At 55.0% G+C, this 16,608-nt stretch carries 18 protein-coding genes; 10 read left to right on the top strand and 8 right to left on the bottom strand.

Features of this window, described 5'->3' with window-relative positions; all coding sequences use genetic code 11:
- Nucleotide 1 precedes the first annotated feature (1 nt).
- Nucleotides 2-199 (top strand): hypothetical protein, encoded by a 198-nt coding sequence (locus RWV98_RS02110; RefSeq protein ID WP_317863454.1) that lies wholly within the window; start codon nucleotides 2-4, stop codon nucleotides 197-199.
- An 80-nt stretch (nucleotides 200-279) separates the two neighbouring features.
- Here the strand turns inward: RWV98_RS02110 and RWV98_RS02105 are convergent, their stop codons facing one another.
- The gene (locus tag RWV98_RS02105; protein ID WP_317863452.1) at nucleotides 280-1,188 is read right to left on the bottom strand and encodes a LysR family transcriptional regulator; all 909 of its coding nucleotides are present in this window, start codon (nucleotides 1,186-1,188) and stop codon (nucleotides 280-282) included.
- Nucleotides 1,189-1,574: 386 nt separating this feature from the next.
- On the opposite strand from RWV98_RS02105, the gene RWV98_RS02100 reads away from it, so the two are divergent.
- The 4 genes from RWV98_RS02100 to RWV98_RS02085 all read left to right on the top strand — a co-directional run bounded on the left by RWV98_RS02100 (nucleotide 1,575) and on the right by RWV98_RS02085 (nucleotide 6,459).
- Complete coding sequence (locus RWV98_RS02100; protein WP_280963290.1) at nucleotides 1,575-1,874, top strand: DUF202 domain-containing protein; 300 nt, start codon at nucleotides 1,575-1,577, stop codon at nucleotides 1,872-1,874.
- Nucleotides 1,875-1,959: 85 nt separating this feature from the next.
- On the top strand, nucleotides 1,960-3,528 hold the full coding sequence (gene betC, locus RWV98_RS02095) for a choline-sulfatase (protein ID WP_280963289.1): 1,569 nt from the start codon (nucleotides 1,960-1,962) through the stop codon (nucleotides 3,526-3,528).
- Between the two features lie 74 nt (nucleotides 3,529-3,602).
- Entirely contained in the window at nucleotides 3,603-5,012 is a 1,410-nt protein-coding gene (locus tag RWV98_RS02090) for a Na+/H+ antiporter NhaC family protein (protein ID WP_317863450.1), read from the top strand.
- A 319-nt stretch (nucleotides 5,013-5,331) separates the two neighbouring features.
- Nucleotides 5,332-6,459, top strand: coding sequence for an anaerobic sulfatase maturase (locus RWV98_RS02085; protein ID WP_317863448.1), 1,128 nt, complete (start codon nucleotides 5,332-5,334; stop codon nucleotides 6,457-6,459).
- 29 nt (nucleotides 6,460-6,488) lie between these two features.
- On the opposite strand, the gene RWV98_RS02080 is transcribed toward RWV98_RS02085, so the two are convergent.
- The 7 genes from RWV98_RS02080 to RWV98_RS02050 form a co-directional block, all read right to left on the bottom strand.
- Nucleotides 6,489-8,090 carry an O-antigen ligase family protein gene (locus RWV98_RS02080; protein ID WP_280963286.1) on the bottom strand — a complete coding sequence of 534 codons (1,602 nt, stop codon included), beginning with the start codon at nucleotides 8,088-8,090 and terminating at the stop codon, nucleotides 6,489-6,491.
- Nucleotides 8,091-8,094: 4 nt separating this feature from the next.
- Nucleotides 8,095-8,601, bottom strand: a complete 507-nt coding sequence (locus RWV98_RS02075; RefSeq protein WP_280963285.1) for a DUF4330 domain-containing protein — start codon at nucleotides 8,599-8,601, stop codon at nucleotides 8,095-8,097.
- An 87-nt stretch (nucleotides 8,602-8,688) separates the two neighbouring features.
- Nucleotides 8,689-8,907 carry a hypothetical protein gene (locus tag RWV98_RS02070; protein ID WP_280963284.1) on the bottom strand — a complete coding sequence of 73 codons (219 nt, stop codon included), beginning with the start codon at nucleotides 8,905-8,907 and terminating at the stop codon, nucleotides 8,689-8,691.
- Between the two features lie 56 nt (nucleotides 8,908-8,963).
- The gene (ispE, locus tag RWV98_RS02065) at nucleotides 8,964-9,857 is read right to left on the bottom strand and encodes a 4-(cytidine 5'-diphospho)-2-C-methyl-D-erythritol kinase (protein WP_305147515.1); all 894 of its coding nucleotides are present in this window, start codon (nucleotides 9,855-9,857) and stop codon (nucleotides 8,964-8,966) included.
- Between the two features lie 6 nt (nucleotides 9,858-9,863).
- Nucleotides 9,864-10,655: a histidinol-phosphatase HisJ family protein gene (locus tag RWV98_RS02060; RefSeq protein ID WP_280963282.1), complete on the bottom strand. Its 792-nt coding sequence runs from the start codon at nucleotides 10,653-10,655 to the stop codon at nucleotides 9,864-9,866.
- A 14-nt stretch (nucleotides 10,656-10,669) separates the two neighbouring features.
- The gene (locus RWV98_RS02055) at nucleotides 10,670-11,566 is read right to left on the bottom strand and encodes a CPBP family intramembrane glutamic endopeptidase (RefSeq protein ID WP_317863442.1); all 897 of its coding nucleotides are present in this window, start codon (nucleotides 11,564-11,566) and stop codon (nucleotides 10,670-10,672) included.
- Nucleotides 11,567-11,632: 66 nt separating this feature from the next.
- Nucleotides 11,633-12,838: an acetate/propionate family kinase gene (locus RWV98_RS02050; RefSeq protein ID WP_280963280.1), complete on the bottom strand. Its 1,206-nt coding sequence runs from the start codon at nucleotides 12,836-12,838 to the stop codon at nucleotides 11,633-11,635.
- Nucleotides 12,839-12,973: 135 nt separating this feature from the next.
- Here RWV98_RS02050 and RWV98_RS02045 point away from each other — a divergent pair, with 135 nt between their 5' ends.
- The 5 genes from RWV98_RS02045 to RWV98_RS02025 all read left to right on the top strand — a co-directional run bounded on the left by RWV98_RS02045 (nucleotide 12,974) and on the right by RWV98_RS02025 (nucleotide 16,395).
- The gene (locus RWV98_RS02045) at nucleotides 12,974-14,149 is read left to right on the top strand and encodes a nucleotidyltransferase family protein (protein WP_317863439.1); all 1,176 of its coding nucleotides are present in this window, start codon (nucleotides 12,974-12,976) and stop codon (nucleotides 14,147-14,149) included.
- The gene (locus RWV98_RS02040) at nucleotides 14,139-14,393 is read left to right on the top strand and encodes a PF20097 family protein (protein WP_280963278.1); all 255 of its coding nucleotides are present in this window, start codon (nucleotides 14,139-14,141) and stop codon (nucleotides 14,391-14,393) included. The genes RWV98_RS02045 and RWV98_RS02040 overlap by 11 nt, the downstream gene beginning before the upstream one ends.
- A 120-nt stretch (nucleotides 14,394-14,513) precedes the next feature.
- On the top strand, nucleotides 14,514-14,858 hold the full coding sequence (locus tag RWV98_RS02035) for a PadR family transcriptional regulator (protein ID WP_280963277.1): 345 nt from the start codon (nucleotides 14,514-14,516) through the stop codon (nucleotides 14,856-14,858).
- Nucleotides 14,842-15,585, top strand: a complete 744-nt coding sequence (locus RWV98_RS02030; protein WP_317863436.1) for a permease prefix domain 1-containing protein — start codon at nucleotides 14,842-14,844, stop codon at nucleotides 15,583-15,585. The genes RWV98_RS02035 and RWV98_RS02030 overlap by 17 nt, the downstream gene beginning before the upstream one ends.
- Nucleotides 15,586-15,648: 63 nt before the next feature.
- Nucleotides 15,649-16,395 carry a DUF554 domain-containing protein gene (locus tag RWV98_RS02025; RefSeq protein ID WP_280963275.1) on the top strand — a complete coding sequence of 249 codons (747 nt, stop codon included), beginning with the start codon at nucleotides 15,649-15,651 and terminating at the stop codon, nucleotides 16,393-16,395.
- The last annotated feature ends 213 nt before the right edge of the window (nucleotides 16,396-16,608 follow it).

The following is a 16,608-nucleotide window of genomic DNA, read 5'->3' as shown; positions in this document are numbered from 1 at the left end:
ATTGTCGAACTTTATTCCTAAGCAATATCGCAAAGAGCAAATATCTATCAGCCTTGATGTCGAAATATTAAAAACAGTAGAGCAAGCCGCAAAAGACTGGGATTTAAGCCGAAACGCCTTTATTGGACAATGTATTGAGTATGCACTTACCAACATGAAGGCTCCTACTGATTCATCGCAAAGTGAAAATCAGCCTTAACATCTGGTTTTCATTTATAAAAGGGCCCGTTGCAACTCTGGTTGCAACGGGCCCTTTTATTTTTAAGCGGTTTTCCTTATTTAAAAATCAAAACTCACAGCGAGGCATTTGCTTTCGGCTTGTGCACGGCAAAGGTCGATCAACACGTTCATGGAATGGGAAACAGTCTTGTTTTTATTGCGAATTACTGAAAAATTCCGATAGAAGTCCATGTTATCAACACGAAACGATGAGATTTCCCCGCGGTCCAACGCCCCCGAAACTAACGTGCGGGACAGGAACGAAATACCCATTCCGGATATGACGGCGCTTAAAATCGCCTGTGCGCTGATACTTTGCCAAGTTGGATTTAGGATATAGCCCTTTTCCCGGAAGATCGATTCAAGCAGAGAACGTCTGCGGCTTTTAGCCTCCCATAGCAGGATCGGCTGTGTGACGACTTTTTCAAAAGATACATTTTTACTATTAGCGAACGGATGGTCAGGCGCACAGATCCACAGGATATGATCCCTTGCAATCGGCTGTTGGCACAGGCTCTCGTTTTGAATATTGGTCTCCACCAGTCCAAGATCGATGTTGTTCTCCAAAACATCCTGCTCTATTTTCCCGGAGTGCGCGATGCTTACTATAACCTCCATATCAGGAAATTGTTCGCGGAAAGCGACTAAGGCGGCAGGCAGAAGGTAGGTTCCAATGGTCACGCTGGCGCCAACACGCAAAGTCCCCTTAAAGTCCAAGCTACTCATTTCTTGCGTTATGGTATCAAAAAGATTGACGATCTGGATCGCTCTAGGAAGGAAAAACTGGCCCGCCTGCGTGATCTGTAATCGTCGGCCGATGCGATCAAAGAGCTTAACGCCGTAGTGCGATTCCAATTCTGAAAGGGCGAGACTGATGGATGGTTGCGCCAAATACAGCATTTCTCCCGCAGCGGTAGCGCTTCCTGTTTCACAAATCGCGACAAAGATCCGAAGGTGTCTAAGGGTCATAGCAATATTCCTTCCCCCAATAGTCGGAACGGCTATCCATCGTTTGTGTGCCGCATACTCATTTTTATTGCGGTTAGATCGGGATTTATTTAAATTATAGCATGTTTTTCAACCTTGGCAACAGGCAACGGCACAAATTTAAAAAATATCCGCTTCAGATTTAGAAATTTTTCCAATTATAACTTTTAAGCTTAAAGACGCAGCGCTTATAACAAAATCGCTATATTATTTATTTAATATATGTATTTCCATATTTCGCGTAGAAAGGCTATGATTAATACAACAAACACCAGATATAAAATTACTATATTTGTACAAAGCGCAATGTCTGCCCAGCAGCGCCAAAGGCATACCTTCATGAAGAATTTATTAAGGGAACGGTAAAGATGAAATACATCAATTATGACTATGATAACCGGAAAATGATCCAACGAGACTGGTTGGCTTTGGATCGTACCTTACTCGCTTATGAAAGAACGCATTTGGCTTATCTTCGCACCATCATTAGCTTTTTAGTCGCGGCCCTTACCTTCTCCAATGTACTAAGCGGTTGGAAAAAGATCATGGTACCTCTCATTTTAGCGGTCTCCGCGGTCTATTTTTTAGTGCTGGACCTAAGAATGTTAAAAAGAATGCACGACCGTACCAAGCATATCTGCATAAAGCCCAACGGCAGCGCCCTATAGTGGAATTTTTATTTCACAGCGACAACTGGTATTTCTGTGATCCCGGCAAGCATTTGCGTTTTCATCATATAAGGAGGAATTTAAAATGAGCACGACCAAGAAACCCAATTTCCTGTTTCTCATGTGCGATCAGCTGTCCGCCAGCGCGCTAAGTTGCTACGGCAATACGGTGGTGAAAAGCCCCAATATTCAACAGCTTGCGGATGAGGGCGTTGTTTTTGACAACAACTACTGCACATACCCCATTTGTTCCCCTTCCCGCGCTAGCATGATGTCCGGGCAGCTTCCCTCTAAGATCGATAACTGGGACAATGGCTCCGAATTCCATGCCAGTATTCCCACATTCGCGCACCACCTGCGCTCCAATGGCTACTATACCTGTTTGAGCGGAAAAATGCACTTCATCGGGCCAGACCAGCTCCATGGTTTCGAGGACAGAGTGACGACAGAATCCTATCCCGCCGACTTTTCATGGACCTGCAACTGGGATGTCGGCGGCAAGCTATACCGCTATGAAACGGAAAAAGAAATCGGCTATACGGATATCCGGAATGTCATTGACTCCGGCGTTGCCGATTATTGCCTGCAAATGGATTATGACGAAGAAGTATTTTTTCAGGCCAAACGTAAACTGTATGAATTTGCGCGCTATGACCATGCCGAACAGCCGTTTCTGTTAACCGTTTCTTTTACACAGCCACACGACCCCTATATTGCAAAGCAGCGGTTCTGGGATATGTACAGCGATGATGAGATTGATCTGCCCAAGGTCCCCATGATCCCTTATGAAGAGCAGGACATCCGCCGTCAGGCCGTACATAAACGTATGCGGCAGGATATTTATGAATTGACGGATGCACAGATCAAACGCGCCCGCCGCGCGTATTACGCCATGATCAGCGATATTGACGAAAAGATTGGCGAACTCCGCAAAATCCTGAAAGAAACCGGACAAGATGAAAACACGATCATCATTTTAACTGCAGACCACGGCGATATGTTGGGTGAAAGAGGCATGTGGTACAAGAACTGCTTTTTTGAAAACGCCATTCATGTTCCGCTGCTGATCCACAATCCCTCGCGTTTGACGCCGCAGCGCCGTTATGAGAATACCTCTCTGGTCGATCTGCTGCCCACCATGGTCGAATTGTCCGGCGGAGATACGTTAGAGCAGTTTTACGATCATTTGGACGGTCACAGCCTGCTCCCCTTGCTCCATGGAGAGGATGCCTCTTGGACCGATACCGTATACTGCGAGCAGAATGAGAACCGAACGCTTTGCACGCGCCTAATGGTCAAAAAGGGTCCTTATAAGTATGTATGGAATCATTTCAAGGAATACGGGGATGCTTTGTATGATCTGGACAAGGACCCGTTGGAACGCCAAAATATGATTGAAGACCCCGCTTATGCCGATGTTTTGGAAGAGTTAAAGGCTTTAGCCGCTGAAAAGTGGGATCTGGAAAACATTCATGCGGTCTGCATACAGGCGCAAAAGCGCAATCGTCTGGTCGTTGACGCATTGCAGCGCGGCCGCTGGCAGCCCTGGGAGATCGGCAATACAGGCCCTTCCGCGGATAAACAATTCGTTCGCTTTGGGGATGTGTTTCCGGATGTGGAGCGCAATAGCTTTGTGAACAAGAGAGACGGCTAAAAGATAGAGAAGCCATGCGCCAGCGGTTCCGGTAATTCAAACGGCAATTTGAAAATTGATGGGAGGAGATTTCTGTGGAAGTCTTAGACTACGGCATATTATCGCTAGTACCTCCAGTTTTGGCTATCGCGTTGGCATTGATCTTAAAAAATGCGGTGTTTGCACTATTGGCGGGTTCTGTCGCAGGCTTTTTTATCATGTCGGGGTTTCATCCGATCGCAACCGTCACCAATACGATGACAGGGGTCATCTCTTCGTTCGCGGGACGCTATGCCGCCATTATACTAATGGTAATGGCTCTGTCATTTGGCATTTCTGAACTGATCGAGCAGTCCGGCGGTTCCAACGGCTTTATCGAATACATTACGCTGAAACGGCAAATTGTAAAATCTCGTAAAGGTTCTATGTTTTTGACTTGGGTGATCGGCGTGATCCTTTACATGAACTGTATGATGAGCATTGTGCTGACCACATTGACCACCAGAAAGCTGAATGATAACTTTAGGGTATCCAGAGTAAAACAAGCCTATATCATCCGTGCCACAGCCTCTCCCGTCAATGGGCTAATTCCCATTGGGCAATGGGGCGGCGTGCTGCTGGGGCTGCTGGCTGCTAACGGGATTGCTGACAGCAACGCCATGCTTTTTGCGGTCATTCCGCTCAATTTTTACTGCATCATTGCCGTTGTGGCGATTTTGCTGATGATCGCTTTTGACAAGGACTTTTTCGCCATGAAAAAAGCGGAGCTACGGGCAAAAGAGACCGGTTTGCTCCATGCAGACGGATATCAAGGCGAAGACGAAGATTTGCATGTGGTCGCACGAAAAGCCGGCGCTTCCTTTGTGTTCGTTCCTACCATTGCGTTGCTGGCGCTTACCTTCGCTTATATGGCGTATAGCGGCGGCGGTAATATTATAGCGGGCGACGCGCTGGGCGGCATTCTTTTCAGTACCGTTGTGACCAGCATCATCACCATCTGCATGAATGTGTTTTCTAAAAATATGACCATGGACGAAGCATGGAAGGCGTTTCTCAAGGGTATGAGTTCCTCTATGGAAATTGAGATTATCTTAGTCATGGCGGTGACGTTCGGTGCGGTGGTGCAATCGATCGGTACGGGGCTGTATCTTGCCAATACCTTTGCCAGCCTTATTACCCCCGCCATTCTGCCCGCGCTGGTGTTTTTGATCGGCGGCATCATCGGATATGCCACGGGCACGTCGCTCGGGACGGTTTCCTGCATGATGCCAATCGCGATTCCGTGGGCCTTGGCAAACGGCGCAAGCATGCCGCTCGTGATCGCGGCCGCTTGGGGCGCTGCGTTCTTCGGGACGCAAACCTCTCCTATTTCTGACGAAACCTTCGTCACCTCGGCTTTGGTTGGCGTAGATATGTATCAAATGAACAAGACGTCGCTACAGTATAACCTGATTCTATTTGGCGCAGCGTTCCTTTTATACGCAGTCTTCGGATTTATCATGTAAAAAAGAAAAAAGTAGACCTGAATGACATCGTTCAGGTCTACTCATCTTGTCAAAGAACCTTTCGCGCCGCAGCGCGCATAAAATAGGATTTTGCCTTTTGCGGCAAAATCCATAAAAACCGGGAGCATGTATCTCGGTTTTTATACAAACCGGTTTCAAGTGTACCTGTAAGGCGCGCGCAGAAGCCGGAATTCTCGATCGAAATGGGGCTTTGTTTCGATCGACAGACTGTCAAAAATAGTTTTTTGACAGTCTGAGTAGACCTGAACGACATCGTTCAGGTCTACTTCCGTTCCGTATAGAGTTTAAGGAGTTAAAAATGCCACCGATTCATGTATTGATCAAGCCCGCGTCTTCGGCTTGCAATATGGCTTGCCGCTATTGCTTTTACCGGGATGTTGCCGCCAAACGAGACAAGGCCTTCGCAGGGCCGCTTTCTTTGGATGCCATGGAAACCATTATTGTTTCCGCCTTGGCATACGCCGATCATTTTTGCAGCTTTTCCTTTCAGGGGGGCGAACCGACGCTTGCAGGACTTTCCTTTTATCGCGATGTAATCGCGTTACAGCAAAAGCACAATCACAAGAACCTACGCATTCAAAACAATGTGCAGACGAATGGCTACGCATTGACAGAAGAATGGGCCGTCTTCTTTCACGAAAACAATTTTTTGATTGGCCTATCGCTGGATGGTCCCGCTGCGTTACATAATTTTAACCGCATCGACACCCATGAAAAGGCAACCTTTCATCAGGTCATGCGCACCGTGCGGCTTTTCAATAAGCATAACGTTGCGTATAATGTGCTCTGTGTCGTCACCGGAAGAAACGCCCGTTTTATCCAGCAGATCTATTCCTTTTATCGTAAAAACGGATTTCGCTGGCTGCAGTTCATACCCTGTTTGGAACCCTTAGGAGCAACCCGAGGAGAAAGCGACTACTTTCTTTCCACCGAGCAATATGGAAAGTTCCTGATCCGCCTATTTGATTTGTGGTATGCGGAACTAAAAAGCGGAAACTATATCAGCATTCGATATTTTGACAACTGGATCTCCATACTGCTTGGCCATTGCCCGGAAGCTTGCAGTATGACAGGCCGGTGCGCCGTGCAATTTGTCATAGAAGGCGACGGCGGAGTATATCCTTGCGACTTCTATGTGCTGGACGAGTGGCGACTCGGCGTCATTGGTCAGCAATCCTTCGCGGAAATGCTGCAATCGCCTGTGGCGGCCAAATTTATCGAACGCTCTCTCCGTGTACCTTCGGCCTGTCGGGATTGCCCTTATTTTGCGCTCTGCCGCAATGGATGCAGGCGCGAACGGTTTGTACTAGCAAACGGCGAGATCGGCCAGAACTATTTCTGCCAAGCTTTTCAGTCGTTTTTTACCGCCAGAGGGGACGAACTTGCAAGGGCGGCGGTCCTGTATCGTCAAATGCTTCATCGTTAAAAAACAGGTTCTTGGTGCGATTGCCGTCGCTAGGAACTGCGCCTTTTTCTAAAATAGCCGAGATACAGCACCGCGGCGGCCATGCTCCAGAAGTAGGCCATCATGTACGGTACTTCAAAGATATTTTCAAAATAGCAGTGCGTCAATACGCCCATCATCCCCGCGAACATGGATACCGCGAGCACGCGCGTGCGGTCGGTCGCGGTAAACTTCGTCCGGCCGATCGAACGCAGGCACCATATGATCAGACCGATCAACAGGATGATAAAGAAGATCAGCCCCAAATACCCCATTTCCACCATCGTTTTCAGATAGTAGTTATCCATATAGAAGTATTCAAAGGTCTCGGTCTCTTCTATGACCTTGTTCTGCATGGCCACCGCGCCGCCAAAACGGCCCAGACCAAAGCCCAGCCAGCGGTTTGCTTCATGCAGCAGGTTAATGCCGGTCTCCCAGCGGATCATGCGGCCCGCGCGCTGGCTGGCCTCCACATAGTCCGCGGTAAACAGGTAGGTGATGCGGTTCGCGATCGAGGGAATCGCGATCAACGCGCCCGCGCCCGCCGCGCCCATCAAGGCGATCAGGCGGCGATCCAAAAAGATCGCGAATACGACGACCGCGACCGCCAAACCGCCCCATGCGCCCTTGGAAAAGGTGAACAGGATGGACATGCACATGATACCCGCCGCGCCCAGCGCCAGCACCTTGACCCACATTTTCTTGCAGTAATACGCAAGGCCCGCCGCCATGGGCGCGAACAGCACCAACAGGCTGCCCATGATATTGGGGCTGCCCGTGATGGAAAACACGCGCGTGCGCACGCCCTGCTCGGTCTGGGATACCCAGGCGGCCGGTATGGGCGTGGCGACGATGAACTGATAAACGCCGTGCAGCGCCACAACGATCGCCATGGTGAGCAGCGCGCCATAGAAAATACCGAAATCCCGGTCGTCCTCCAGCAGGCGGATGACAAGCAGGAACCAAAACAGGTACTGCACCACCGCGCGCCAGCCGTCCAGCGCGATCTTCGGAATGGGCGAGACCGCGCACATTAGGAAAAACGCAACGCCAATAAACAAAAACAGATAACCGTCCAGCGGCGTGGCCCTGCCTTGCACCGGCGCGCGCCGCATAGCGGTGTGCCACAGGATGTAAGCGACCGCCGCGAGCATCAGGCATTCATCCCAGATGGAAGCGGTAAACGCGGGCAGATAGCCCTTGCTCGCCGCCGCGCGGATGAAATAATCCAGCGGCAGATACAGCGCGAGCGCGGTCAGCAGCATGCCGCGGATGCCGAAAAAGCGGCACAGGCGGCCGATTACCCCGCCGCCAAGAAAGTTTGAGACCGGCTTCCAGACCGCGATACAGGCGCGGTACACCACGCTTTGCCGCGTCCAATCGCCCACCCGCTCGATAAGGCGGCGCAGCGCGGCCAAAAAGCGCACATAGCAGCTTCCCGCCGCGCTTGGCAGCGCGGCGGCGCAAAAATGCTCCCACAGGCGGCGAAAGCGGGAATCCACATAAGCATCCCGTACCTTGCCGAAAAAGCCCGCGATCGCACCCATATGGTACCAAGCGCGCAGGCGGACCAACGCCCGCCCGACGATACTATTTTGCAGGATACCCTTCATACGCTTATTCCTTGGCGATATCGACCGAATCGATATTGCCGGTGGTCTCAAAATCGTTCGTTTTCAGGATAAAGGTACGGCCCGCGCGGACTTCCTGCGTGCCGATCTTGGGCGAGGCCGTGCCCTGCGCCACCGTGGTCTTAATGGTAAAGACCAGATCGCGCTTGGTGCCGTCCAGCGCGTCGACGATGCGGCCGTCCGCCGTGGTCACCTGCTGCACATAGTCGTCAATGTACATATCCTCGATGGTGGCATTCACATAGTCGTTGCCGCTGACAAGCTGCTTGCCGACCTGACTGTTCCGCTCTACCTCGGCCACCAAAAAAGGCGTGGCGCCGCGCACACGGATCACAGCGGTCATTTCTACCTGCTTTTGCGTTGCCGCTTCGATCTGCGGGCCAAAGAGCTTGTACCCCACGCCGAGCACGACCGCGATCGCCGCCAGCAGCACGAGCAGGTCGACGATATTGATCACGCCGAACAGCTTGCCTTTTTCGTTAATCACTTTCATATGTTATCCTCCGTCGTAATGGCATTTCTTGCTTCTTTGCCATTATAGCACAGCAAAGCGCCTGTTTCAACAGGAAAGACCGCTGACTCAAGCCTTCAGCAGTTGTCCCAGCCACTCGCCGAGTTTCCATTTGAAGACCACTTCTCCGTCATCTACACGCTGCGTTTCCGCCGCCTGTTCCGGCAGCACGGAAAAAGCCGTGCACCACCACGCGCCTTTCGGCTGCAAGGGAGAAAACGCGCCGGTAAAAAGCATCGTCAGCGCCATCATCACGGCGCACAGGCTGTGTCTGTCCATTTTTTTCATGTCAAAAGCCCTCCGGAACAATCTGAATGCTTCAGTATGTCCCGAAGGGCTTTTACTTATTCTGTTTTTGTAAAAAACGTATCCGCAAAGCGGTGGCGCAGCATTTTGGCCGCCGTGCGGGCGCGGCCTTCATCGGTAAACAGGCCGAAAACCGTGGGGCCGGAGCCGCTCATCGCGGTACCGGCGGCCCCGTTTTCCGTGAGAAACGCGCGGATTTCGCCAATCTGCCGCCGCTTTTGCCCGGTGACAAGCTCCATCACGTTGCACAGCCTACTACAAACGCCCGCTAGATCGCCCGCTTCCAACGCCTTGATCATGCCGTCCGTGTCGGGACGCGTTTCAGGCTCCACCGCGTCCATTTCCTCGTACACTTCCTTGGTCGATACCGCGAAGGGCGGCTTGCACAGCACCACCCAGCAGGGCGGCATGGGCGCAAGGGGCGTAAGCGTTTCGCCGATCCCCTCGGCCAGCATGGTGCCGCCGCGCAGGCAATAGGGTATATCCGCGCCCAGCGTTAGGCCGATGCGGCACAGCTCGTCCAGCGAAAGACCGGCGCCGGTCAGATCGTTCAGCGCGCGCAGCACAGCCGCAGCGTCGGTAGAGCCGCCCGCGAGCCCGGCCGCGACCGGAATGCGCTTTTCGATATGAATTTCCACCGTTTCGAGCAGCAGGCCGGTCTCCACATAAAAGCGCTCCGCCGCGCGGTACGCCAAATTGCGCTCATCCACCGGCAGATAAGGCAAGCTGCACGTTAAAACGATGCCGCGTCCCTTCCGCTCTCCCGAAACAGTGGCGACGCGCACCTCGTCATGCAGCGCGACGGACTGCATCACCATTTTTACCAGATGATAGCCGTCCTCCCGCCGTCCGGTGACGTCGAGTGTTAAATTGATCTTCGCATGCGCTAAAATCGTTGTTTCCCGCCGTTCCACCTGTTGTTTTCTCCCCAAAATCACTTATATCTCCACCTGTTCCGCCCTGCGATCCCGGAATACGGTAACCGACCGGAAGCCCGCGCGCTTTGCCAGCGCCAGACATTCCTCAATGCCGCGGCCCACGGTTTCCAGCGAATGGCTGTCGCTGCCGACCGATATGCGCTCGCCGCCAAGGCGTTTATATTCATATAGTATATTTTCCGGCGGGCCTACTTTCTTCTGCCAGCCCGCCAGCCCCGCCGCGTTCAGCTCCAGCGCGTAGCCGCGCGCGATGCACGCGCGCAGCACCTGCTCCACGCGATCCATATATTGATCGAACGAGGGCACATAATCCCCATGCCGCATCACGCGCAGCGGATAATCGATATGCGCCAGCACATCGAACCCGCCGTATTCCGTCAGCTTCATCAGCTCCGCAAAATAATCCTTTAAAAACCGGTCGCAGTCGAGGCGCTCAAAATCGTGGAAATAGATATCCACATCATTCGGCATGCCGTGCACCGAGCCGATCACGGTATCGAACGCGTGCGTCTTTAAAAACGCGTCCGCGCGCGGATCGGCATAGGGCTGGCCGATCTCCACGCCGACCAGCAGCTCGATATCCTCCGCGAACACCGCTTTGGCCGCGCGCATATCGCGGATGCAGCCCTCTATATCGGTGGCCTGCGGCGGCAAATGGTGCCAAAAATCAAGATGATCGGTGATCGCGATGATCTCCAAGCCCCGATCGATACAGGCGCGCACCTTCTGTTCCACGGTATGCGGCTCGGCATCCTCCGAATAGCCGGTGTGCATGTGCAGGTCGAGTAGCATGAATAGGTCTCCTCCTAATAAAGAAATGCGGTCATGGCAAATTCGGCAAAGCACGCCGCGAAAATCAGCACCATGCCCGGATTCAGGAACACGGCGCGAAGCGTCGGCTTGCGCCAGCCGCTGTCCCACCGGATATCCCGCCGCCCGCAAATCAGCAGCGCGATCCCCGCCACCGTGATCACAAGCGAGACAAAGCCGTAAAGGGCATACGCCGTGTCGCTCGGCGGCAGCAGCAGCGCCACGCCGCTGTTTGAAAAGTTCACCGCCATGTGGATGAGGATGGGCACGAGCAGCCGGCCGGTGCGGAAATATGCATAGGCAAGCAGCAGCCCGGCGGCAAACGCCAGAAAAAACTGCGAAAAATTGCCGTGGAACGCGGCGAACAACAGGGCCGAGATAAACGCGGCCGAGGCCTGCCCATACCGCGCCAAGCGCCCGGCCAGCAGGTAGCGGAAAACGATCTCCTCGCACACCGGCGCAATGACGCTGACGCACAACACCACCAAGCCGACCGGCATCATATCGATGATCTGGTCCAGATCATTCGACGAGACGCGCCCGGTGGCCAGATAGATCAGCTGGTTTACCACCACGCCGACGAGCGCCCCGACCCATGTGAGCGACAGGCCGATCACGATCCACCGGACGAGCGCGAGCGGCTCGACCGGCCGCCGCGCGGGTTCGACGCGCGGCACCCTCCGCACCATGCGGAACGCCAGCGGCAGCGACAAAGCATAATGCCCGACCAACGTGAGCGCCAGATACAGCACGTAAGGGATCGCGCCGTTCGTCATATAATATAGGCCGCTCATCAAAAACGACCAAACGACCGAGCAGAGCAGAACGGCCAGCAGCATCAGCCCCAGCGCCGAGCAGATCTTCCGCTCGCGCCGCAGCGCCGTTTCTTCCATACGTTTCTCCCTTCGCGCAAAAAGCGGGGCGGAGCCAAGCGCCCCGCCCCCATTTTTCGGTTTTGCTTATTCGGCCTCGTTTACAAGGCGCTCGGTATCCTTGGCGATCATCAGTTCCTCGTTGGTGGGGATGACCAGCACGCGCACGCGCGCCCAGTCGATCGAGATATCCATCTGGCGGCCGCGGAACTTGTTCTTTTCCGGGTCGATCTTGATGCCGAGGTACTCCATGTGCTCGCACACGTCCCAGCGGACGGAACGGTCGTTTTCGCCGACGCCGGCGGTAAAGATGATCGCGTCCACGCCGCCCATTTCAGCGACGTAGGAGCCGATGATCTTCTTGACCGACAGGTTGAACATATCCTTGGCCAGCGCCGCGCGGGCGTTGCCGTCGTTAATCGCGGCGTCCAGATCGCGGAAATCGGACGATACGCCCGAAATGCCCAGCATGCCGGACTTCTTGTTCAGGATATTGATGACTTCCGCCGCGGAGAGTTCTTCGTGCTCGGCCAAAAATTCGATGATGGCGGGGTCGATGTTGCCCGCGCGGGTGCCCATCGGCAGGCCGTCCAGCGGGGTGAAGCCCATCGAGGTATCATAGCTCTTGCCGCCGTTGATCGCGCAGATGGAGGAGCCGTTGCCAAGGTGGCAGGTGATGAGCTTGAGGTTTTCGATCGGCTGGCCGAGCATTTCGGCCGCCTGCTGGGAAACATACTTGTGGCTGGTGCCGTGGAAGCCATAGCGGCGGATCTTATACTTGTTGTAATACTCGTACGGGATCGCGTACATGTAGTGCGCCTGCGGCATGGTCTGGTGGAACGCGGTGTCGAATACCGCGACCATCGGCACATCCGGGCCCATGACCTCGCGGCAGGCCTGAATGCCGATCAGGTTGGGCGGATTGTGGAGGGGTGCGAGCGGTACGCAGTCCTCGATCGCCTTGAGCACCTTATCGGTGATGATCACGCTGTCCGAGAAGAATTCGCCGCCATGTACCACACGGTGGCCCACCGCGTCGATCTCGTCCATCGAAGAGATAACGCCCTTTTCGGGATCGAGCAGGATGTCGATAACCGCCTTAATCGCTTCCGAATGCGTGGCCATCGGCGTGTGGATGGTGAATTTCTCATCCGATTTATTGCCCGTATGAACCAGCACGCCGTCGATGCCGATGCGCTCGCAAAGGCCCTTGGCCATGACATCGTTGGTCGTCGTCTCCATAAGCTGATATTTCAGCGAAGAGCTGCCGGCGTTGATGACCAGTACTTTCATTTTCAAAACTCCCTCATGCCCGTATTTTAGCGGCTTGCACAAAGCCGCAAAAGCAGATATAATGTTCGTATAACCTATTTTACACGATTTGAACCGATTGCACAACCCAAAATTTTGTTTTTTGAGGAGCGGCCCATGCGTATCTGCGGCGTGATTGCCGAATATAATCCCTTTCACCTTGGCCACGCGCATCATTTGGCCGAAACAAGGCGTATTTGCGGCGCGGAAACGGCGATCATCGCCGTGATGAGCGGCAATTTCGTGCAGCGCGGTTCGTTCGCCCTGCTGGATAAATACACCCGCGCCGAAATGGCCGTGCGGGGCGGGGCCGATCTGGTCGTCGAACTGCCGCTCGCGGCCGCGCTTTGCTCCGCCGAAGGATTTGCGCGCGGCGCCGTGGCCACGCTGGCCGCGCTCGGGTGCGACACCCTATCGTTCGGCAGCGAGACCGCGGATACGGACCTGCTTTGCCACGCCGCCCGCCTGCTCGATACGGTGGACGCGCAACCCGCCCCCACGCTGCCGCGCGGCCTTTCCTATGCCGCGGCGCGGCAAAAGGCGTTGGAGCGGATCGATCCCGCCGCCGCGGTATTGCTCTCCGCGCCAAACAATACGCTCGCGGTGGAATACTGCCGCGCGCTCGCGGACACGCCGATGCGGCCGCTCGCCATTGCCCGCCGCGGCGCGGGCCACGGGGCCGCGGCCCCGGCGGAGGGCTTCGCCTCCGCTTCCTACCTGCGCGGCCTTGCCTACGCGGGCAAGCTCGCCGCGTGCGCGCCCTATATGCCGCTAGACGCTTATCGCCTGCTGGCGGACAGCGCGGCAAGGGGACTTGCCCCCGCGGCGGCGCCCAAAGGCGCGCTGCTCGCCCTGCTGCGGGACCGGCTTTATCACGGTCTGCTGCTCACCGGCTCGGCGGACGGCTTCGACCAACGCCTGCAAAAGGCGGTCTACCGCGCGCGGGACTATGAAGAAGCTGTCGCTCTCGCGCAGACGCGGCGTTTTCCCGCCGCCCGCGTGCGCCGCGCATACCTGCGGGCCGCGCTTTCCATACCGGCAAACGCGCCCGTCGCCCCCGCTTATCTGCGCGTGCTCGCCCTCGGCCCTAGGGGCCGCGCGCTGCTCCGCCGCGCGCCAAAAGCGCTGCCGGTCATCGTAAAGCCCGTTTCGGAAAAGCGGCTCCCGGAGGCTTTGCAGCCCGCCTTGCGGCGGGACGCGTTCGCGGACGATCTTTTCGCACTGACCCTGCCCGATCCCGCCGCCCGCGCCGGCGGCTCGCATTTCCGGGGAACGCTCCGCTATGTCCCATAAATCAATATTGGAGGTGCTGACCATGGCAAACTGCCCCTACTGCGGCAAGGAACTGCTGGATGGTAAACTGCTCGGCGATCGAAAGGCGCTCAAGTGGCTCCCAAAGGACAAGGAGCTTCTGTTTGGCCTTTGGGCCGCGGGCGGGCTGTCGGTCGGCACCCATGTGCCCACGCAGCGGTCCGAAGCCCGCGCGTTCTACTGTTCCTACTGTAAAAAGCTGATCATCGATCTGGACAATGCATAGGCCCGCCCAAATCCCCGCCGGTATTTCTGTACCGGCGGGGATTTTTTTGCAAAACTACTTGACCTGTCGTAGTAGTCCTGTTATAATTACCCCATCAGATGAAGTAGAGGAGGCGAAACTATGCTGGGCAGCGACGTGATGCGCGGCTATAACGATACGCTCATCCTCTGCCTGCTGATGCAGGGCGACAGCTACGGCTACGCCATTTCGCGCGAGATTGACAGGCGGTCGGGCGGCGAGTACCCGATCAAGGAAACCACGCTGTACTCCGCGTTCGGGCGGCTGGAAAAACAGGGCTTTGTCGCTTCGTATCAGGGCACGGAAACGCAAGGCCGTCCGCGCACCTATTACACCATCACGGACGAGGGACGCAGGGCCTACACGGCAAAATGCGCCGAATGGCAGGTTTTGAAGCGCGTCGTAGACGCATTTATAAAGGAGGATACGAATGGAAACGATTCGTAATTATGTGGAGGCCTTGTTCGCCCCGCTGCCGCAAACAGCGGATATTTTAAAGCTAAAAATCGATATGCTGGCCAATTTAGAGGAGAAATACAACGCCCTGCGCGCCGAGGGCAAGGGTGAACACGAAGCGGTGGGGCTGGTCGTCGCCTCCATCGGTTCGGCGGAGGAGCTGCGCGCGGAGCTCGGCATAGAAAACGAAGCGCCCGCCCCGGCGGGACCCGGCGCATCACGGCAGCCTGAAATAGACCCCGCGCTGCGCGAAGAGTACCGCGCCTATCTGGACCGCAAGCATTTACTGATCGCGGTCGCGGTCGCACTGTTTATCCTTTCCCCCATTGCGCGCAACTTTTTTGACGGCATTTCAAATATTTTTCTTCTTGGACAGTTCATCATGTTCGTCTGCATCGGGGTGGGCGTCGCGCTTATCATTCTGGCATGCCAGCGGGATAACTACTACAAAAGGTTCTTTGGTCTGGGCGACAGCGACGATGTGCAGGACACTGTGCAGCTCATCAACGCGATCAATGACAACACGACTCACGGAGGCCGCGTCAAATACCGCCTGACCGCGCTGTTCGCGGGCGTTACGTTCCCGATCGCCGCCATGATCTACCTATGCATGGGCGTTCTCGGCGATCTGTGGGACCCGGGCTGGCTCATCTTCCCGGTTTGCGGCGTGCTGACCGGCGTGGTCGCCGCGGTTGAATATTTTCAGCATACCAAATGATTTGCAAAACCCTTCTCATGTGCTATAATACTTAGGTTAGCGCACATTAGAGGGGTTTTACTTATGATCGGACTTGGAACAATCATCAACGTGGGCACCGTGCTGGCGGGCACGACGGTCGGCCTGCTGCTCAAAAACGGCCTGCCAAAACGGTTTGAGCGCACGATCTCGCAGTCGCTCGGTCTGTGCACCTTTTTTATCGGCATCGGCGGCGCGGTCTCCGGCTTGGTGACGATACAGAACGGTAAGCTTGCCACGCAGCACACCATGCTGCTGGTTCTTTGTATGATGCTGGGCGCGCTGATCGGCGAGGCGCTCGATATCGAGCGGCGGCTGAACGACTTTGGCGTATGGTGTCAGGCCCGGTTCGCGGGCGGCGGACAGGACGGAAAATTTGTCGAAGGCTTTGTCGCGTCCTCGCTTTTGTTCTGCGTGGGCGCGATGGCGATCGTCGGCGCGCTGGAGGATGGGCTGAACGGCAACCCCTCCATTTTGGCCGCCAAGGCCGTTTTGGACGGCGTGGCCGCCATTGTGTTCGCGGCCTCGCTCGGCAAGGGCGTGTATCTGTCCGTGCTGACGCTCGGCGTCTATCAGGGCGGCATGACGGTGCTGGCGCGGTTTATCCGCCCTTGGCTGTCGGACGAGCTGATCGGGCAAATGTCGTGCATCGGCTCGGTCTTGATCTTCGCCATCGGATTCAACTTAATGTTTGATAAAAAGGTCAAGGTCGGCAACCTGCTGCCCGCCATGTTCCTACCGATCTTGTTCTTTCTGCTGGCGCGGGTGTTCCCCGGGCTCAGTACGTTATAAAAATCCGTATCGATTGAGCAATGTCATTAAGATAAGCTTTATCCGATTGTCATTCTGAGGAACAGAGTGACGAGACCGTAGTCCTCTATCCTCATTTCGCCGCCGAGCGGCGATCGAATGAGAGCGAATCTCGCGCGAACGCGCGATTTTGGTAAATTCCGCGCGTTCGCGCGAGATCCTTCGCTTCGCTCAGGATGACAAACTTATAAAAAT

The sequence above is a fragment of the Agathobaculum sp. NTUH-O15-33 genome (genome assembly GCF_033193315.1).
Lineage (GTDB): Bacteria > Bacillota > Clostridia > Oscillospirales > Butyricicoccaceae > Agathobaculum > Agathobaculum faecihominis_A.
Note: the sequence above shows the minus strand (reverse complement) of the source record. Positions and strands in the feature narration are given on the sequence as shown.